The following is an 18,732-nucleotide window of genomic DNA, read 5'->3' on the forward strand; positions in this document are numbered from 1 at the left end:
TGTTATTTTATGTTATTAGGAATATGACTACGCATAACATTTTAGATGGCTAACATGCAGGGAATTAACAGTCTAATAAGGAATCGTTATTTTTATTAGCGAGAAGATGCTGGCGAGAGAATTATCCTAATATAAATAAGGCGGCATCCATGCCGCCCCATCACATGATTACTTATCCGCTTTCCCACCATGTAAACGTCTAGCATCAATGACATCGGGTAGTTGGTTAAGCTTAGCCAGCACTCTGCTTAGCACCTGTAGATTATAAATCTCAATATCCATATCTATTGTGGCTAGCTGCTTTTTGGTATCGCTGCGGCTGGCTACACCTAACACATTGACCTTTTCATTCGCCAGAATGGTCGTGATATCACGCAGTAAACCGCTGCGGTCGTTAGCCATCACACGCACAACAAGAGAGTAACCACTTGAGTAGCTTTCTCCCCAAACGGCATCAATGATACGTTCAGGCGCGTGTGAGCGCAGTTCGTTAAGCTGGTCGCAATCCGAACGGTGAATCGAAATGCCCCGCCCCTGAGTGATGAAACCAATGATTTCATCTCCTGGAATTGGCTGGCAGCAGCGCGCAATATGGTGCATCAGGTTGCCGACCCCTTCAACGACCACCCGCCCACTACTTTTATCACTACGCGACTGAGACTGACCTTTTTGCGTCAGTTGCTTAAGCGCTTCACGGTCTGCTTCTTCTGCACTTGGCTTGTTAGTTTTGCCCTGCAAGAAGTTAACCATTTGGTTAACGCGAATATCACCACCGCCGATTGCCGCCAATACCTCATCCATTGAGTTGACGTTATAGCGAGGGATCAGCAGCTTCTCTGCCTCTTTCAAACTGATATCTAAGCGCTCTAATTCATCATCAAGAATTTGACGCCCAGCAAGAATGTTTTTATCGCGATCTTGCTTGCGGAACCAGTTGTGGATTTTTGCCCGCCCACGGCTGGTGGTGACATACCCCAGATTCGGATTTAACCAGTCACGACTTGGGTTAGGCTGCTTCTGGGTGATGATTTCGACCTGATCCCCCATTTGGAGCTGGTAGGTAAAGGGTACGATACGCCCACCGATTTTTGCACCAATACAGCGGTGTCCCACATCGCTGTGGATGTGATAAGCAAAGTCCAGCGGCGTTGAACCCGCCGGCAGATCAACCACGTCACCTTTTGGCGTAAACACATATACGCGGTCGTCGAAGACCTGGCTACGAACCTCATCCAGCATTTCACCGGAATCAGCCATCTCTTCTTGCCATGCAATCAGTTTACGCAGCCATGCAATACGGCCTTCGTAACCAGAACGCCCCGCAGCCTGAGGTCCTTCTTTGTATTTCCAGTGTGCCGCAACGCCCAACTCCGCATCTTCATGCATCTGACGCGTACGGATCTGGATCTCAAGCGTCTTCCCTCTCGGCCCTAAAACGACGGTATGGATCGATTGATAGCCGTTAGGTTTTGGGTTAGCCACGTAGTCATCGAACTCGTTCGGCAAATGACGATAGTGAGTATGCACTATCCCCAATGCCGCGTAGCAATCCTGTAGTCTCTCGACCACAATGCGCACCGCGCGGACGTCAAACAACTCATCAAACGCCAACGCCTTTTTCTGCATTTTGCGCCAGATGCTATAGATATGCTTTGGTCGGCCATAGATTTCGGCTTTTACGCCCTCTTTGGCCATTTCTTTACGCAGGGCTTCCACAAAGTTGTCGATGAACTGCTCGCGATCGATGCGGCGCTCATGCAACAGCTTAGCGATTTTCTTGTACTCGTCAGGATGAAGATAACGGAAGCAGAAATCCTCCAGCTCCCATTTTAACTGCCCGATACCTAAACGGTTGGCCAGCGGCGCATAGATATTAAAACACTCTTTAGCGGCTAAAACGCGCTCTTCTTCCGGTGCATCTTTCACTTCACGTAGATGCGCAATACGCTCTGCCAGCTTAATGACCACGCAGCGGAAATCTTCAACCATCGCCAACAACATACGGCGAATATTATCCACTTGCTCAGACGCGCCAGAGTCATTCTGCGTCGCTTTTAGCGCCCGAATGGCGTCCATTTCCAGCACGCCGTGCACAAGGTTGGTGATCTCTTTGCCGAAGTCCTCTTCCACCGTCTCGCGGTCAATAACGTTGGCTTCCACCAGTGGAAACAGCAGCGCGGTGCGCATGCTATCGTTATCCATACTGAGCGTAGAAAGGATTTCCACCATCTCGACCCCACGCCACAGCAATAGCGCGGCGTCAGGGTGATCGGCTGTTTTTTGCTGACAATAACGCCAAGTTGCAGAAAGACGCTCACACGACTGCTGGTTCGACAGATTCAGGCTCTTCACCCACTCATCGAGGGCAAATTCACCAGCCGTATTCAGATGGGCACTTCTTACCGCAACCATATCCTCTCCCTTCTACTCATCAACTTGAGACGATTAAGACGCAACAAACAGCGCCATCGACTCTAAATGCCCCGTGTGGGGAAACATATCCAGCATTCGCACGCGTTCCATTCGATAGCCCGCGGCGATTAAAACTTTGCTGTCACGCGCAAGCGTGGTGGGGTTACATGAAACATACACCACTTTTTCCGGTGCCAGCTTTACAATGTGGGTCATCACACCAGCGGCCCCCGCACGAGCGGGATCCAGTAAGACTTTTTCGAACCCAAGTTTAGCCCATGGCTGGCGAGTAACATCCTCCTCCAGATTGTGCTGGAAGAATTCGACATTATTCAGCGCATTGATATGAGCATTATACAGACCATTTTCCACCAGCGTAGCAACACCTTCTACACCAACGACCTGTTTTGCGCGTTTTGCTAACGGTAATGTGAAGTTCCCCATGCCGCAGAACAAATCCAAAACGCGATCGGTAGATTTTACATCCAGCCATTCCAACGCCTGTGCAACCATCTGCTGATTAATCGCATCATTGACCTGAATAAAATCTCGAGGGCTAAAAAATAAGCGTAGTCCGTCTATCTGATAAAACGGCGATTCACCGCACAACTTAACCAATTCACCTTCGTTGCCCTGAAGGTAGACCATCACATCATGCTGCGCACCAAATTCGTGCAATCGCGCTAAGTCCTGCTCTTTCAGTGCCTCAAGATGTCGCAATACCAGCAAGCAGCCGTTATCCGCATGCACTAATTCCGCATGCCCTAAACGACGTACCGCTTTCATTCCCGCCAAGCACGCCTGCAACGGTTGCAAGAGTGATGCCAGCGCGGGTACCAAAATTGGGCATTCTTTTACAGGGGCTAAATCATTAGACCCCGCCTGACGAAACCCCATAACCAGCTGCTGTTGCTTGGATAAGAATTGCAAACCTAAGCGTGCTCGGCGACGATAGCCGTATTCTGGTCCGCTAATCACTGATTCTGGTATGATATTGACATCGGTTTCGCGGATAATGAGACGTTGTAAAGACGCTGATTTGCTTTGCTGCTGAAGTGGAACACTGGCGTGCTGTTGTTGGCAGCCACCACATACGCCGAAGTGAGGACAGCGCGGCTTAACACGCTCTGGGCTGCGAGTGAGTAACCGCTTCACTTTAGCGCGTGCAAACTGCTTTTTATCTTCGGTGAGGGTGATTTCAGCCTGCTCACTGGGCAAAAGGCCTGGAACGAAAATAGCCTTACCATTGTGGCGCGCAACGCCCTGACCAAAGGGGTCAAGGTCGTTTGCTGTCACAGTTATCGTTTGTCGGGTCGCCATGCGGCGCCCCGGAGAGTAAAATTGAGCCATGTTCTGCCGATTCGTTGTTTGGTTTAGCTTTTGCTAAGAATGATATCTGCCACCAATTCTCCCACATTGGACCCACATGACCAAATACAGCCTGCGCGCGCGCATGATGATACTGATTCTAGCCCCCACGTTATTGATTGGTTTGCTACTCAGTACCTTCTTCGTTGTTCATAGATACAATGAGTTACAAGGACAGTTGGTTGATTCCGGTTCCAGTATCATAGAACCCCTCGCTGTCGCTAGCGAATACGGCATGACCTTCCGCAGTCGCGAATCGGTGCGTCAGCTCATTGGGTTATTACATCGTCGCCATTCAGATATCGTGCGATCCATCGCGGTGTTTGACGACAACAACGATCTGTTCGTCACCTCGAACTATCATCATAACTATTCTCTGCTCCAGCTCCCCAAAGGGGTGCCGATGCCGAACGACCTGATGCTGTCTAAGCATGGGGATTCGTTGATTCTACGCACACCGATTATTTCTGAAGATCGATTCATTGATGCCACCAGCGCCGAAAATCCTCATCTTGGCTATATCGCCATCGAACTGGATCTCCGTTCTGTGCGCTTACAGCAATACAAAGAGGTCTTCGTTGCCACGTTATTGCTGGTGATATGTATGTGTATCGCGCTGCTGTTTGCCTACCGCTTAATGCGCGATGTGACTGGGCCAATTCGTAATATGGTTAACACCGTTGACCGCATTCGACGAGGGCAGTTGGACAGTCGCGTTGAAGGGCACATGCTGGGCGAGCTTGATATGCTCAAGAACGGTATTAACTCTATGGCGATGTCGCTCACGGCTTACCACGAAGAGATGCAGCAAAATATCGATCAGGCAACGTCTGACCTGCGCGAAACGCTGGAACAGATGGAAATACAAAACGTTGAATTGGATCTCGCCAAAAAGCGCGCACAGGAAGCGGCAAGAATTAAATCCGAGTTTCTGGCAAATATGTCACATGAGCTGCGCACACCGCTCAACGGGGTTATTGGCTTTACCCGTCAGGTTCTCAAAACACCACTCAATGCGACGCAAAGCGATTACTTACAGACCATCGAACGATCCGCGAACAATCTTCTTACCATCATCAACGACGTGTTGGACTTCTCGAAGCTGGAAGCTGGAAAACTGGTCTTGGAGCACATACCTTTCCTACTGCGTGAAACCGTGGATGAGGTCACCGTACTGCTTGCCCCTAGCGCGCACGAGAAAGGGATTGAACTCACGCTGAATATTCGCAATGACGTTCCTGAGCACGTTATTGGCGACCCAATGCGTATACAGCAAGTCCTTACTAACTTACTTGGCAATGCCATTAAATTTACCGAGAAAGGCAATATCGACATTCGCGTTGAGCTGCGCAGCGCAACGCCCCATCAGGTTGAGTTAGAAGTGCTCGTGCATGATACCGGTATAGGGATTTCAGAACGCCAGCAATCACAGTTATTCCAAGCATTTCGTCAGGCGGATGCCAGCATTTCTCGTCGCCACGGCGGAACCGGTTTAGGTTTGGTCATTACGCAAAAATTGGTTAATGAAATGGGCGGCGATATTAGCTTCCATAGCCAACCCAATAAAGGCTCCACTTTCTGGTTCCATATCCAGCTAGAGCTGAACCATAATGCACCGCAGAGCCATTTCCCTATGCAGCGGCTGGCCGGGCAAAAGCTGCTGTATATCGAATCAAACCCTGTGGCGGCACAATGCACATTGGATTTGTTACAGGCCACGCCGCTTGAAGTGAGCTATAGCCCGCTGCTCGCTCAGGTTATTCCTGACTCTCATTACGATATTCTCCTCGTTGGTCTACCGGTTAACTTTACCTCGCATGATTCACAGGGTGAGGAAAAGTTGCGAACAGCCCTTTCTTTAGCCGATCGCGTCATTCTGGCTATGCCGAGCCATACGCTGCTAGATAGCGATGAGCTGAAAATGAGAGGTATTCGAAGCTGCTTATCCAAACCTCTGACAAGTAATCGGCTGCTGCCCATTCTGCTAGATAACAGCCTGCCTAAGCGAGCTCCCGTCGTAATAGAGCACAACGTTGAGCGTCTTCCGCTTTCCGTGATGGCGGTCGATGATAATCCAGCAAATCTGAAGCTTATTGGTGCCCTGCTTGGCGAACTGGTTGAGCAAACCATTCTCTGCAACAGCGGCGAAGAAGCTATTGCCAAAGCGAAGGAACATCGTCTGGATATCATCCTAATGGATATACAGATGCCAGAAATGGATGGCATCCGTACCAGCGAGCTGATTCGAAAACTTCCACGTTATATCGATACCCCGATTATTGCCGTTACCGCTCATGCGATTAACGGTGAGCGTGAGCGCCTACTTCGCGCTGGAATGGATGATTATCTGGCCAAACCTATCGATGAGAATATGCTGCGCCAACTGCTGGCTCGCTATTATCGTAATCCTGAAACCCAAGACGAAATGATATCAATGCCGGTAATAGAAGCCGATAGCGATCTCACTCTTGATTGGGATATGGCGCTCAGACAAGCCGCTAACAAAGAAGATTTAGCCCGTGATTTGTTGCAGATGCTGCTGGAATTCCTGCCGCAGGTAAAAACGCAGGTTGAAGCGGCACTCAACGGTAATCAAGACGCCTCTATTGTAGACGTTATCCATAAACTGCATGGAAGCTGTAGCTACAGCGGTTTACCCCGTTTGAAGCGGTTATGTCGTTATATAGAACAGCAGCTACGCCATCAAATTGCCGTGGGTGACCTAGAGCCCGAGTGGATGGAGTTGCTTGACGAGATCGCTAACGTAGAGCAAGCTGCAACGGCAAAACTCCACACATAAAGCGTGGGAGTTTAAACGATAGCCAAAGGGATTTAGGCATGAGCATACGCTATGGAATGAAAACGGCATTGCAAGTTGCAACGCTGGCAGCGACATCGTTATTTGTTAGCAACGCATTCACGTCAACGTTGTCAACGATGGCACCTTCTCACGTTGATTCCCAGCAATCAGCTGCGCAGGCGGTGACACCTCACAACCTTGCGCTTGCGCAGGGCGCTGAAAAACAGGTCGGAAAAACACTTTACTACGATCCCTCGTACACTTCTTTAGATTATCCTGGTGGGGATGTCCCTATAATTCGCGGCGTATGCTCCGATGTTGTGGTTCGTGCACTACGAGAGCAAGGGAACGATTTACAGCAGCTACTCCATCAAGATATGAAAAGCAATTTTGCCGCTTATCCTCATCTTTGGCAGCTCAAAAAGCCCGATGTCAATATCGACCAGCGGCGTGTGCCAAATCTGGAATTCTATTTCCAACGTCATAAGATGAGCCAGCCCATCACCCAGCTTGCTAAAGATTACCTGCCCGGCGATATCGTTTCGTGGCGTTTAGATAATGGTCTTGCCCATATCGGTATTGTCAGCAGCAAACGTTCTCCTACCGGCACCCCTTTAGTGGTGCACAACATCGGTGCAGGCGCACAAATTGAAGATGTTTTGTTTTCTTGGAAAATAAAAGGGCATTACCGCTATTTCACTCACTAGGCTCGCTCTTCACATGCCTAGTGAAAATGAAGAAGCTTACCCTTCAACGATCACCGTAGCGCAGGCATAGCGCCGCTCGTCGGCCAATGAGACATGAATAGAGGTAATCCCCATCTCTTGCGCAAGCTCAGCCGCACGGCCGTGTAAGCGCAATACAGGCTTACCGAGCGCATCGTTGTAAACCTCGAATTGGGCAAAGGCCAGCCCGTTGCGGATCCCCGTGCCAAATGCCTTCGCGGCGGCTTCTTTTACCGCGAAGCGTTTGGCGAGATAGCGAATTTTCTGCTGATGAGAAAGGTATTGCTCCCATTCCGCGGGAGCTAGCACACGTTTTGCCATTTGGTCGCCGCTGCGAGCAACCACCGCCTCAATTCGAGAAATTTCGACAATATCGGTACCCAAGCCTAAAACAGCCATTAGCGACGCGCTTCCAACATCAGTTGTTTCATTGCGCTAACCGCCTCTGGCAATCCGCTCATCACCGCTCGCCCAATAATACTGTGACCGATATTTAGCTCATGCATTTCGGGCAATGCCGCAATCGGCAACACGTTGTGATAGGTCAGGCCATGACCGGCGTTCACTTTTAAACCGCGCTCGCTCGCAAAACGCGCCGCATGAGCAATGCGTTCGAACTCAGCCTGACGTTTTAAATCACTTTCAGCGTCTGCGTATGCGCCAGTGTGGATTTCAATATACGGGGCACCCACGCTAACCGCCGCTTCAATCTGGCGCGGATCGGCATCGATAAACAGGGATACCAAAATGCCAGCTTGAGTTAGACGCTCAACGGCAACCGTCATTTTGTCCAATTGACCAGCAACGTCTAAGCCACCTTCGGTTGTCACTTCCTGACGTTTTTCAGGAACTAAGCAACAAAAATGAGGTTTCAGCTCACAGGCGATCTCAATCATTTCGTCAGTAACAGCCATCTCCAGATTCATGCGCGTCTGAATGGTTTGGCGCAGCAAACGCACATCACGATCGGTGATATGGCGACGATCTTCGCGCAGATGTACGGTAATGCCATCTGCCCCCGCCTGTTCGGCAATAAAAGCGGCCTGAACGGGGTCGGGATACTGAGTGCCGCGCGCGTTGCGCAGCGTTGCGATATGATCGATGTTTACGCCTAACAGTAAATCAGCCATGACAAATCCTCATTAGAAAGCCTATAGGTCAGAGACAACGGACAGAATACGGTTCACTGTAAGCTAGTGTACACCTAAGTTCGAAAGAACAGACCAGACAGAATTGTGGCGATGAAGGGGACAGTCAGATTTTAAGCAGAAGCTGGTTTGACAGGACGTTTTCCCACAAACTGACGAAACAGTTCGCGACTTTTCAATGGCTTTCCACCTAGATAAGGCTTCAGCGCCATGCGCGTAAAGCGCTTCGCCGCACGCAGCGTTATTGGATCGGGGAAACGACGTTCAGCGAGTGCTTTTAAGTCACGACCGGTAAAGCTGAGCTGATCGACTAATAAACTCGCAATAAAGCCTTTTTCTTCCCGATAGCGGTAGGTCATCTCATCTGACACAGGTTCTCCGCTGCCCGCACAGTGCAGAAAATCAATGCCATAGCCAAGATTGCCTAGCAGAGCAAGTTCAAACTCACGCAGCGTATGTTCGGGAGAACCGACCGTCGCCGCCAGATTTTGTAGACAATTGAGATAATCGAAGAATAACGAAGAGTAGTTGGTTTCCTGTTCAAGAACGCGGGAAACCAGCTCATTGACATACAGACCGCTATACAGCGAAATGCCGGTAAGCGGTAGTCCAAGCGAAACGGGCTCGGCATTTCGCAGGGTTTTGACTTCCCCTTTGCCGCCCCAGCGAACCAGAAGAGGCGTGAAAGGTTGTAACGCGCCTTTAAGGCTAGAACGTTTACTGCGAGCGCCTTTTGCTAGCAGACGTACACGCCCATGCCCTTCAGTGAACAAGTCTAATAAAAGACTGGTTTCACTGTAAGGACGCCCGTGCAAAACAAATGCGCGTTGCCAACCTTCCATAGGCGCGATCTCTTAGAGATCTTCACCATAACCCAAGCTGCGCAGCGCACGTTCGTCGTCTGCCCAACCGGATTTAACCTTAACCCACAGCTCAAGATGAACCTTAGCTTCAAACATGGCTTCCATGTCTTGGCGAGCTTCGATACCAATAGTCTTGATCTTAGAGCCTTTATTGCCGATAACCATCTTCTTCTGGCCTTCACGTTCAACCAGAATCAGACCGTTGATATCGTATCCGCCGCGGTCGTTCGAGACGAAGCGTTCAATTTCAACGGTGACGGAATACGGCAGTTCTTCACCTAAGAAGCGCATCAGTTTTTCACGGATGATTTCTGAGGCCATAAAGCGCTGTGAACGGTCAGTAATATACTCTTCCGGGAAGTGATGAATCGCTTCCGGCAGTTTTTTACGAACGATGCTCGCGATAGTATCAACGTTAGTGCCTTTCTCCGCAGAGATTGGAACCACGTCCATAAAGTTCATCTGCTCACTCAGGAATTGAATATGCGGCAGCAGAGCAGCCTTATCCTGAACGTTATCGACTTTATTGATGGCTAAAATCACCGGCGCTTTCAGATCGCGCAGCTTATTCACCACCATTTCGTCGTCGGCAGTCCAATGAGTACCTTCAACCACGAAAATAACAAGTTCTACGTCACCGATAGAGCTGCTTGCTGCACGGTTCATCAAACGGTTGATGGCACGTTTTTCTTCGATATGCAGACCCGGGGTGTCCACGTAGATAGCCTGATAGGGCCCTTCGGTGTGGATGCCCATAATACGGTGACGGGTCGTTTGTGGCTTACGCGAGGTAATCGAAATCTTCTGCCCCAATAATTGGTTCAGGAGTGTCGATTTGCCAACGTTGGGACGACCAACGATGGCGATAAATCCGCAATAAGTTGTTTCTTCGCTCATTCAAGCTCCAGCTGTTTCAGCGCTTGTTCAGCGGCTGCCTGCTCGGCCTTACGGCGACTTGAGCCAACACCGATAACCGGTTCGCTCAGTCCGCTGACCTGACAGTGAATAGTAAATTCCTGATCGTGTGCTTCGCCACGAACCTGCACGACCAAATAAGATGGCAACGGCAGGTGGCGTCCTTGCAAGAATTCTTGCAGGCGCGTTTTAGGGTCTTTTTGCTTATCGCCTGGACTAATTTCATCCAGACGTGAACGGTACCAATCCAAGATCAGTCGTTCAATCGTTTGGATATCGCTATCCAGAAAAATGCCGCCAATCAGAGCTTCTACGGTATCGGCTAAAATAGACTCACGACGGAAACCGCCGCTTTTTAGCTCGCCCGGCCCAAGGCGCAGGCACTCACCCAAATCGAATTCGCGTGCCATTTCAGCCAACGTATTTCCGCGCACCAAAGTCGCGCGCATACGGCTCATGTCGCCTTCATCAACCCGCGGGAAGCGGTGATACAGCGCATTGGCAATAACGAAACTCAGAATTGAGTCACCCAAAAACTCAAGACGTTCATTATGTTTGCTGCTGGCACTGCGATGAGTCAATGCCTGCAATAACAGCTCCTGCTGTTGAAAAGTATAGCCCAACTTCTTTTGAAGCCGGTTAGTTACGATGGGATTCATGAGATACCAAATAGATCTAGAATGCGTCAAAAACCGCAGCATACGGAACAGGCCTGCTTGCCATTAGCCAATCCAAAGCTGTTTCGTTTGCAGTGGCTCCCAGACGGAAGCCAACTTTTTATCGCTCGAATGGGTATTCTACAACGACTGAAAATATAATGCTGCGGTAATATGCGCTATTACTTGAAGTTACATTGCTATTAACGCAACAACTAATAAGTTTAGGCGCATATTTTATATCTAGACGAAGTTTCGAGCTGTAAGCAAAGAACTACAGCTCGAAATAGGAGCAGGAATTAGTGGATACCGCCAATGCGGTTTAGGCGAACGCCGGTCGGCCATTGCCCTTCTTGTTTTTCAAAGCTCATCCAAATTGCCGTTGCTTTACCCACCAGATTTTGTTCTGGGACAAATCCCCAATAACGGCTGTCAGCGCTGTTATCACGGTTGTCACCCATCATGAAGTAATGGCCTTCAGGCACAACCCAAACGCCCTGAGGCTGACCCGGCTGGCGATAATAACGAGACATCATATCCTGCGCCTGAGGTACGGTTAGAATACGATGAGTGACCGTGCCCAACGTTTCTTTACGCTCGCTCATGCGATAGCCATCTTCGACATTTTGGTCTAAAGGAATTTGGAAGAAGCCACTACTGGCCTCACCACTTCCCATTTGACCGTAATACTCCTGTACCCATTCGCTTGGCTCAGCCGCACTGTAGGTAATTGGCAGCAGCTTATCGCAGCTTTGCCCCGTTTGGCAGGCAGGATACACCGTCACTTCTTTACTATAAGGATCGTAAGTCACCTTATCGCCCGGCAGGCCAATAGCGCGCTTAATATAATCCAAACGCGGATCGAGCGGGTATTTAAATACCACGATATCGCCACGCTTCGGATGACCGGTCGGAATAATCGTATGCTGCGCAATCGGCTCTTTAATTCCATAGGCGAATTTCTCGACCAAAATAAAGTCACCGATCAATAACGTTGGCATCATTGACCCCGATGGGATCTGGAATGGCTCATAAATAAATGAGCGGATAATCAGAACCAGCGCCAAAACAGGGAAAACAGATACACAGGTTTCAATCCAACCTGAAGCTTTCACCACGTCCTTTGCCGTCTGTTTATCTAGACCTTCCGCCGTTTGGGCGTTAATCGCCTCGATTTTTGCCCGACGCGCCGGAGCCAGTTTAAAGCGATCGATACACCAAATAACCCCGGTAACCAGCGTTGCAATCACCAGAATTAAAGCAAACATATTGGCCATGCCAATAACTCCTTAAATATCCCCATAGGCTTTCATACTGCTACTTTCTGGAGCCTCACGGGTATAAGCCTCTCAATGAGAACGGCACCTGAAATGGGTGCCGCTCATCATAGAACTTTAGTCTTTACCAACATGCAGGATCGCCAAGAAGGCTTCCTGCGGCAGCTCGACGTTACCGACCTGCTTCATACGTTTCTTACCGTCTTTCTGCTTCTGCAACAGTTTTTTCTTACGGCTAACGTCACCGCCGTAACACTTAGCAAGAACGTTTTTACGCAGTTGCTTAACCGTTGAACGTGCGATGATCTGGTTGCCGATAGCCGCCTGAATAGCAATATCAAACTGCTGACGTGGGATCAGCTCTTTCATCTTCTCAACCAGCTCACGACCACGATATTGCGCGTTGTCACGATGGGTGATCAACGCGAGAGCATCCACTCGTTCGTTGTTGATCAAGACATCAACGCGAACCATGTCAGACTGCTGGAAGCGTTTGAAGCTGTAATCCAGTGACGCATAACCGCGGGACGTTGATTTCAGACGGTCAAAGAAGTCTAGAACCACTTCGGCCATAGGAATTTCGTAAGTCAGTGCAACCTGATTGCCGTGGTATACCATGTTAGTTTGGACACCACGCTTCTCAATGCAAAGCGTAATAACGTTACCCAGATACTCTTGTGGTAACAGCATATGACATTCAGCAATGGGCTCACGAAGCTCTTCGATATTGTTGATAGGCGGCAGCTTGGACGGGCTATCAACAAAGATCACATCACCACTGGTCGTTTCAATTTGGTATACAACCGTTGGTGCCGTTGTGATGAGATCCAGATCGTATTCACGTTCCAGACGCTCCTGAATGATTTCCATGTGCAATAAGCCCAAGAAACCACAACGGAAACCAAAGCCCAACGCCGTCGATGTTTCTGGCTCATAGAACAGGGAAGCATCGTTAAGGCTGAGTTTCCCTAACGCATCACGGAAAGCTTCGTAATCATCAGAGCTGACAGGGAACAGACCAGCATAAACCTGAGGCTTCACTTTTTTGAAGCCCGGCAGCGATTTCTCCGCTGGATTACGCGCCAGCGTCAAGGTATCGCCGACTGGAGCGCCGTGGATATCTTTAATTGCACAGACCAACCAACCAACTTCGCCGCAGTTCAACACATCGCGATCGATCTGCTTAGGCGTGAAGATACCGAGGCGATCAGCGTTATAAGCCTGCCCAGTACTCATCACCTTAACTTTTTCGCCTTTGCGCAGTGAACCGTTTTTAATACGGATCAAAGACACCACGCCCAAATAGTTATCGAACCATGAGTCGATGATCAGCGCCTGCAATGGACCATCTGGGTCGCCTTCTGGCGCTGGAATATCACGCACCAGACGCTCAAGAACCTCAGGTACTCCGACACCGGTTTTCGCCGAGCAGCGTACAGCGTCCATCGCATCAATACCGACGATGTCTTCAATTTCCTGCGCCGCACGATCGGGATCGGCCGCTGGCAGGTCAATTTTGTTTAGAACAGGGACAACTTCCAGATCCATTTCCATTGCGGTGTAGCAGTTCGCCAAAGTCTGAGCTTCAACACCCTGACCCGCGTCAACCACCAACAATGCGCCTTCACATGCCGCCAGTGAACGAGAAACCTCATAAGAGAAGTCAACGTGTCCTGGGGTATCAATGAAGTTCAGCTGATAAGTTTCACCATCCTGTGCTTTATAGTCGAGCGTCACGCTCTGCGCTTTAATAGTGATGCCGCGCTCACGTTCCAGATCCATAGAATCCAGAACTTGCGCTGCCATTTCACGGTCAGTCAAACCGCCACAAATCTGAATAATACGGTCAGACAGTGTCGACTTACCGTGGTCAATATGTGCGATAATGGAGAAATTTCGTATATGCTTCATTATTAAGATATTTTGCCTGATGATTTCTAGATTACTCGCCTAAGGACACACTGATGGGTTCAAAGCGATGGTTTAACGTTTGGCGGTAATTTGCCAGATTCGATGCATTCTACACATCGAACCCGGTAAAACCTAGATATTCGTGGGGGTGCGGATCATGGAAGGGGGCAAACCGACTTGTAAAACTATCGGCTGATAATCTTGCCGGTCACTCAGTCTTTTCGCCTTAACACGCGCAAACATAAAACCAGCACCTGCGCCCACTAAAGCGCCTAACGCAGCCCATGCATCAGTGTGCATAACTGACTGTCCTACACCGCCGCCAATAATAAGCCCTAATAGCGGTGTGAGATAAACCAAAACGGCAGAACGTAGCAAGTTGGCCTCGGTAATACCGATTTCAACTTTTTGTCCAGGTTCTAACGGCTGATCAATTTCAACCTGCAGCTGATGCTGAGACTGTGGATTGATTTTATCGAAAACCGCCGTGCCACAGGTGTTTTTCGCACCACATGATCCACAACTAGAACGCTGTTCACAGTTTAACGTAGCAACACCCTGATGCCAGGATGTCACCGTTGCCCATTCGCGCATCATGATTTACGACCATCTAAGACAATGCTATTCGCTACTCGTTTAGCCGTAGCAGGCGGCAATTCCCCAACAACGGTAATATCGACATTGTTACGAGTCTCAGAATGAATAGTGCGGCGTCCTTGGCGTAAGAACTGTTCGCTCACCGCAGCACCGGAAGCTGCGCTGCTGATATTGACGGTGAAACTAAATAGACCATCGCTATACAGACGCGATTCTACCGGCTCTGATAATGTCGGTAATGTCCGGCGACTGCGTGAAACTTCCTTGAAGCCTTGCGGTAGCCAAGAGGTTCTCCAACTGAAATCAACCTTGTCCGTTGCCGGTAGTTTCAACAGCGGGGGTAAAGTCAATTGAGCCAAACTCGACATCGCTGCGGTAACCTGATCGCCAACGGTAAAGGAGATCACTCGGAACTGTTCCAGCGTCTCTCCATCACGATCGAGTAAATCGACGCGTAACGGCAGCTTGGAGCTTTCATCAATCCAAACGATATAGCTAAAGCGCAGGCCATCGCGCGAGACAATGCGGATCACTTCGCATGGGCGATCGGCAACGCGGGTTCGGCCTACGGATATAAAATTGTAGTACTGACGCAACTGTTTGATATCGGAGAAAATAATCGACGGCAAAGCGTCAACAATGTGATCACCGTTAAGCGTGAATGGCTCAAGCCCTGGCTCAAAATAGCTGATTTCATTGCCACGCAGTAAAACTTCACGGCGCGGTCCATCCATCTGCAAAAGCTGAGATAACAGTTGGTTATTGAAAATGGCATGACGATAGCGTAACGACTCAATCCCCTGTTTGGTGATATTGATATACGCTAACTCATAGCTGAGTGACTGACTGGCGCTGTTCATCTGTTGCAACATCGCCTCAGACGAGTCTTCCGCTGAGGCGATGTTAGAGACAAGCAGGCTACCAGCGAATAAGCTGATGGCGAACCAAAATTGCTTCATTACTGCTGTTGTGTTCCTAATGACAGAGTTCCTGGCACCTGAACTGACGCCTGCGTATTACCATTGTCCATCTGTAACTGTTCGGTATGCAAGCGGCGCTGTAGTTCGTAATCCTGCAAAATTGCATTTATACGCTTACGCTGCTGCTGAACCTGCTGCTGTCCATTAGCATTGGTACTTTCATTTGGAACACCAAAGCTTACTGGGGAAGCTTGGCCGCCCATCGGCAACGTATTAAATGCCGGGGCATCGGAATCACTCACGCCACCTGCAGGCTGATTATACTGCTGCACACCCACGAGAACCGCCAGTGAAACACAGGCAGCGATACCAATTTGGGTGATTTGGCTGGCCCAAGGACGAACCTTGCTCCAGAACGGCATATCTTTCCAGCTGTGCGGCTGAGGCTGAGATTCGGGAATCGCGTTGGGAACCAGACGAACCGGTTCATCATCAAGCGCCGCAGCAATTCGATCAGAAATATCAAACTCGATCGCGTCGCTGACGTCACCACGCAGGGTGTCACGTATCAGGTGATAGCTCTTCCACGTTTGCTGAAGTGCGTCGTCTTTGCCAAGTGAACCAATCAGTTCACTATCCACCACTTCACCATCCATCAGAGCCGAAAGTTGTTCTTTCTGCATGCCTAAATACCCTTCCTGTGCCCGCATCATTAACGCTGTATCAGCGGTTGAACTTTATTATCAATGGCTTCCCTCGCCCGGAAAATACGGGAACGTACTGTTCCAACCGGACAATCCATAATGGCAGCTATTTCTTCGTAGCTTAAACCATCCAATTCTCTGAGGGTGATTGCCATACGCAAATCCTCAGGAAGAGACTCTATGGTTCGGAAAACGATCTGCTTCAGTTCATCTGACAACATTAAGTTCTCAGGGTTCGAAATTTCTTTCAATGCACCCGCACTTTCGAAGTTTTCAGCCTCGCTGGCATCAACATCACTAGATGGCGGACGTCGCCCCTGAGCAACCAGGTAATTTTTAGCTGTATTCACAGCAATACGATAAAGCCAGGTGTAGAAAGCACTTTCGCCGCGGAAAGATTCCAGCGCACGATAAGCTTTGATAAACGACTCCTGTACCACATCAGGAACATCGCCTGACGGCACGTAGCGGGATACGAGACTCGCAACTTTATGCTGATAGCGAACTACCAGTAAGTTAAAAGCCTTCTTATCTCCTTTCTGGACTCGCTCGACCAGCACCTGATCCGTTAACTGCTCGCTCATCCGAGGTAATCTCTCCTCAAATCTCTCTCCACGCATGAATAAATTGTACTGCCAGTTGTCTCAATCGATCCTGAGCAAGCACTAGCTTAGAGTTCATACGTACTAAAAAGTTCCGTACGATGCTGTTTTTATATTCGTTGTTCATTAGCCGTGCATTTACACGTTGGCATAGGCTAACATGATTTTCACTTTTCAGCTGCACACACCACAACCTATGCAACCAAATTCAGAACATTTTAACGATGTATTGATTATCGGTAGCGGAGCTGCCGGACTTTCACTCGCCTTACGCCTTGCCGAACATTGTAAAGTCACCGTGCTGAGCAAAGGTCCCTTTAATGAAGGTGCCACGTTTTATGCTCAGGGTGGCATTGCGGCCGTATTCGATGAAACGGACAGCATTGAATCACATGTGCAAGATACACTGATTGCGGGTGCAGGGCTGTGCGAACCCTCTGCCGTCGAATTTATTGCCCGTAACGCAAAGGATTGCGTGCAATGGCTTATCGATCAAGGCGTGCTGTTCGATACCGAAATGAGTCCCGCTGGCGAATCACGCTATCACCTCACGCGTGAAGGAGGCCACAGCCATCGCCGAATTCTGCACAGCGCAGATGCTACTGGTAAAGAAGTAGAGACCACGCTGGTGCAGAAAGCAAATGCACACCCCAATATTCGTGTGTGCGAGCGTTATAACGCCGTTGACCTCATTACCTCCAAGAAGATCGGTTTACCGGGTACCCAACGCGTAGTCGGCGCCTATGTATGGAACCGCGATCTGGAGCGGGTCGAAACTCTGCGTGCCCGCACCGTGGTGCTAGCGACCGGCGGTGCCGCTAAAGTTTATCAATACACAACCAACCCAGATATCTCTTCAGGTGACGGTATTGCCATGGCGTGGCGTGCTGGCTGCCGTATTGCTAATCTCGAATTTAACCAATTCCATCCCACCTGCTTGTATCACCCGCAGGCCAGAAACTTCCTGCTCACCGAGGCTTTACGCGGCGAAGGGGCTTTTCTGAAACGCCCTGACGGCTCGCGTTTCATGCCCGATTTCGACGAACGCGGTGAACTCGCACCGCGCGATATCGTCGCCCGCGCTATCGACCATGAGATGAAACGCCTTGGCGCCGACTGCATGTATTTAGACATCAGCCACAAACCCGCTGACTTCATCATGCAGCACTTCCCGATGATCTATGAAAAACTGCTGGATTTGGGGTTGGATCTGACCAAAGAACCTATTCCTATCGTACCCGCGGCGCATTACACCTGCGGCGGCGTGATGGTCGATCATCAGGGGCGTACAGACTTAGAAGGGCTCTATGCGATTGGTGAGGTGAGCTATACCGGGCTACATGGCGCTAATCGTATGGCGTCTAACTCCTTACTGGAGTGCGTGGTCTACGCGTGGTCGGCTTCGCAGGACATTTTGCAACGCCTGCCGCAAACTAGCCTTGCGCCAAGTTTACCCGAGTGGGATGACAGCCGAGTTTACAATTCCGATGAGCGCGTCGTGATTCAACATAACTGGCATGAGCTGCGCCTGTTTATGTGGGATTACGTTGGCATCGTTCGTACCACAAAACGTCTGGAGCGTGCGCTGCGCCGCATTCAAATGTTGCAGCAGGAAATTGACGAGTACTATGCAAACTTCCGCATCTCAAATAACCTTTTAGAGCTGCGTAATCTGGTTCAAGTCGCAGAGTTGATGGTGCGTTGTGCGATGGAACGAAAAGAAAGCCGAGGATTGCACTACACGCTCGACTATCCCGATCTATTAGCTGAGCCTAAGCCAACGATTTTGCAGCCCTAAAGCGGATTTTAAGGCCCAAAGACGGATTTAAAATAG

The 18,732-nt window shown here is 49.7% G+C and carries 17 protein-coding genes; 4 read left to right on the forward strand and 13 right to left on the reverse strand.

The annotated features are described in order from the left end of the window. Positions 1 to 168 precede the first annotated feature (168 nt). On the reverse strand, positions 169 to 2,412 hold the full coding sequence (gene relA / locus HMPREF3091_RS13730; protein ID WP_004847182.1) for a GTP diphosphokinase: 2,244 nt from the start codon (positions 2,410 to 2,412) through the stop codon (positions 169 to 171). 33 nt (positions 2,413 to 2,445) lie between these two features. Then, positions 2,446 to 3,762, reverse strand: coding sequence for a 23S rRNA (uracil(1939)-C(5))-methyltransferase RlmD (rlmD, locus tag HMPREF3091_RS13735; protein WP_070716458.1), 1,317 nt, complete (start codon positions 3,760 to 3,762; stop codon positions 2,446 to 2,448). Positions 3,763 to 3,838: 76 nt separating this feature from the next. On the opposite strand from rlmD, the gene barA reads away from it, so the two are divergent. Together barA and HMPREF3091_RS13745 are read left to right on the forward strand one after the other, a co-directional pair. After that, positions 3,839 to 6,580 (forward strand): two-component sensor histidine kinase BarA, encoded by a 2,742-nt coding sequence (barA, locus tag HMPREF3091_RS13740; RefSeq protein WP_070716460.1) that lies wholly within the window; start codon positions 3,839 to 3,841, stop codon positions 6,578 to 6,580. A gap of 137 nt (positions 6,581 to 6,717) precedes the next feature. Next, the gene (locus HMPREF3091_RS13745) at positions 6,718 to 7,287 is read left to right on the forward strand and encodes a DUF1287 domain-containing protein (protein ID WP_371328689.1); all 570 of its coding nucleotides are present in this window, start codon (positions 6,718 to 6,720) and stop codon (positions 7,285 to 7,287) included. Positions 7,288 to 7,323: 36 nt separating this feature from the next. On the opposite strand, the gene acpS is transcribed toward HMPREF3091_RS13745, so the two are convergent. The 5 genes from acpS to rnc all read right to left on the reverse strand — a co-directional run bounded on the left by acpS (position 7,324) and on the right by rnc (position 10,890). Next, a complete protein-coding gene (gene acpS / locus HMPREF3091_RS13750) occupies positions 7,324 to 7,704 on the reverse strand; it encodes a holo-ACP synthase (RefSeq protein WP_004847188.1) in 381 nt (126 codons plus the stop codon). Then, positions 7,704 to 8,435, reverse strand: a complete 732-nt coding sequence (gene pdxJ / locus HMPREF3091_RS13755; RefSeq protein ID WP_039187285.1) for a pyridoxine 5'-phosphate synthase — start codon at positions 8,433 to 8,435, stop codon at positions 7,704 to 7,706. Before pdxJ ends, acpS begins: the two co-directional genes overlap by 1 nt. Positions 8,436 to 8,566: 131 nt before the next feature. After that, positions 8,567 to 9,295, reverse strand: coding sequence for a DNA repair protein RecO (gene recO / locus HMPREF3091_RS13760; RefSeq protein WP_004847191.1), 729 nt, complete (start codon positions 9,293 to 9,295; stop codon positions 8,567 to 8,569). Between the two features lie 12 nt (positions 9,296 to 9,307). After that, positions 9,308 to 10,213 (reverse strand): GTPase Era, encoded by a 906-nt coding sequence (gene era / locus HMPREF3091_RS13765; RefSeq protein ID WP_004847192.1) that lies wholly within the window; start codon positions 10,211 to 10,213, stop codon positions 9,308 to 9,310. Beyond that, positions 10,210 to 10,890, reverse strand: a complete 681-nt coding sequence (gene rnc / locus HMPREF3091_RS13770; protein WP_008812639.1) for a ribonuclease III — start codon at positions 10,888 to 10,890, stop codon at positions 10,210 to 10,212. Before rnc ends, era begins: the two co-directional genes overlap by 4 nt. Positions 10,891 to 10,911: 21 nt before the next feature. On the opposite strand from rnc, the gene HMPREF3091_RS22685 reads away from it, so the two are divergent. Continuing rightward, positions 10,912 to 11,049, forward strand: a complete 138-nt coding sequence (locus HMPREF3091_RS22685) for a hypothetical protein (RefSeq protein WP_156518182.1) — start codon at positions 10,912 to 10,914, stop codon at positions 11,047 to 11,049. 137 nt (positions 11,050 to 11,186) lie between these two features. On the opposite strand, the gene lepB is transcribed toward HMPREF3091_RS22685, so the two are convergent. From lepB to rpoE, 6 genes are all read right to left on the reverse strand, one after another. Then, positions 11,187 to 12,164, reverse strand: coding sequence for a signal peptidase I (gene lepB / locus HMPREF3091_RS13775; protein WP_070716461.1), 978 nt, complete (start codon positions 12,162 to 12,164; stop codon positions 11,187 to 11,189). A 117-nt stretch (positions 12,165 to 12,281) separates the two neighbouring features. After that, positions 12,282 to 14,075, reverse strand: a complete 1,794-nt coding sequence (gene lepA / locus HMPREF3091_RS13780; RefSeq protein ID WP_004847194.1) for a translation elongation factor 4 — start codon at positions 14,073 to 14,075, stop codon at positions 12,282 to 12,284. A gap of 132 nt (positions 14,076 to 14,207) precedes the next feature. Then, a complete protein-coding gene (rseC, locus tag HMPREF3091_RS13785; RefSeq protein WP_004847195.1) occupies positions 14,208 to 14,672 on the reverse strand; it encodes a SoxR-reducing system protein RseC in 465 nt (154 codons plus the stop codon). Then, positions 14,669 to 15,631 carry a sigma-E factor regulatory protein RseB gene (gene rseB, locus HMPREF3091_RS13790; protein WP_070716463.1) on the reverse strand — a complete coding sequence of 321 codons (963 nt, stop codon included), beginning with the start codon at positions 15,629 to 15,631 and terminating at the stop codon, positions 14,669 to 14,671. The genes rseC and rseB overlap by 4 nt, the downstream gene beginning before the upstream one ends. Further along, on the reverse strand, positions 15,631 to 16,275 hold the full coding sequence (gene rseA, locus HMPREF3091_RS13795; protein ID WP_035503207.1) for an anti-sigma-E factor RseA: 645 nt from the start codon (positions 16,273 to 16,275) through the stop codon (positions 15,631 to 15,633). Before rseA ends, rseB begins: the two co-directional genes overlap by 1 nt. A gap of 29 nt (positions 16,276 to 16,304) precedes the next feature. Further along, entirely contained in the window at positions 16,305 to 16,880 is a 576-nt protein-coding gene (rpoE, locus tag HMPREF3091_RS13800; protein ID WP_008812634.1) for an RNA polymerase sigma factor RpoE, read from the reverse strand. A gap of 214 nt (positions 16,881 to 17,094) precedes the next feature. On the opposite strand from rpoE, the gene nadB reads away from it, so the two are divergent. After that, positions 17,095 to 18,696: an L-aspartate oxidase gene (gene nadB, locus HMPREF3091_RS13805; protein ID WP_172635535.1), complete on the forward strand. Its 1,602-nt coding sequence runs from the start codon at positions 17,095 to 17,097 to the stop codon at positions 18,694 to 18,696. Positions 18,697 to 18,732 lie beyond the last annotated feature (36 nt).

This window comes from Hafnia sp. HMSC23F03 (assembly GCF_001816025.1).
GTDB classification, from domain to species: Bacteria; Pseudomonadota; Gammaproteobacteria; order Enterobacterales; family Enterobacteriaceae; genus Hafnia; species Hafnia paralvei.

Bases quoted from the DNA above. Each gene is read 5' to 3' on its own strand.
- relA (WP_004847182.1), bottom strand. From the start codon at position 2,412: ATGGTTGCGGTAAGAAGTGCCCATCTGAATACGGCTGGTGAATTTGCC.
- rlmD (WP_070716458.1), bottom strand. From the start codon at position 3,762: ATGGCTCAATTTTACTCTCCGGGGCGCCGCATGGCGACCCGACAAACG.
- barA (WP_070716460.1), top strand. From the start codon at position 3,839: ATGACCAAATACAGCCTGCGCGCGCGCATGATGATACTGATTCTAGCC.
- HMPREF3091_RS13745 (WP_371328689.1), top strand. From the start codon at position 6,718: ATGGCACCTTCTCACGTTGATTCCCAGCAATCAGCTGCGCAGGCGGTG.
- acpS (WP_004847188.1), bottom strand. From the start codon at position 7,704: ATGGCTGTTTTAGGCTTGGGTACCGATATTGTCGAAATTTCTCGAATT.
- pdxJ (WP_039187285.1), bottom strand. From the start codon at position 8,435: ATGGCTGATTTACTGTTAGGCGTAAACATCGATCATATCGCAACGCTG.
- recO (WP_004847191.1), bottom strand. From the start codon at position 9,295: ATGGAAGGTTGGCAACGCGCATTTGTTTTGCACGGGCGTCCTTACAGT.
- era (WP_004847192.1), bottom strand. From the start codon at position 10,213: ATGAGCGAAGAAACAACTTATTGCGGATTTATCGCCATCGTTGGTCGT.
- rnc (WP_008812639.1), bottom strand. From the start codon at position 10,890: ATGAATCCCATCGTAACTAACCGGCTTCAAAAGAAGTTGGGCTATACT.
- HMPREF3091_RS22685 (WP_156518182.1), top strand. From the start codon at position 10,912: ATGCGTCAAAAACCGCAGCATACGGAACAGGCCTGCTTGCCATTAGCC.
- lepB (WP_070716461.1), bottom strand. From the start codon at position 12,164: ATGGCCAATATGTTTGCTTTAATTCTGGTGATTGCAACGCTGGTTACC.
- lepA (WP_004847194.1), bottom strand. From the start codon at position 14,075: ATGAAGCATATACGAAATTTCTCCATTATCGCACATATTGACCACGGT.
- rseC (WP_004847195.1), bottom strand. From the start codon at position 14,672: ATGATGCGCGAATGGGCAACGGTGACATCCTGGCATCAGGGTGTTGCT.
- rseB (WP_070716463.1), bottom strand. From the start codon at position 15,631: ATGAAGCAATTTTGGTTCGCCATCAGCTTATTCGCTGGTAGCCTGCTT.
- rseA (WP_035503207.1), bottom strand. From the start codon at position 16,275: ATGCAGAAAGAACAACTTTCGGCTCTGATGGATGGTGAAGTGGTGGAT.
- rpoE (WP_008812634.1), bottom strand. From the start codon at position 16,880: ATGAGCGAGCAGTTAACGGATCAGGTGCTGGTCGAGCGAGTCCAGAAA.
- nadB (WP_172635535.1), top strand. From the start codon at position 17,095: ATGCAACCAAATTCAGAACATTTTAACGATGTATTGATTATCGGTAGC.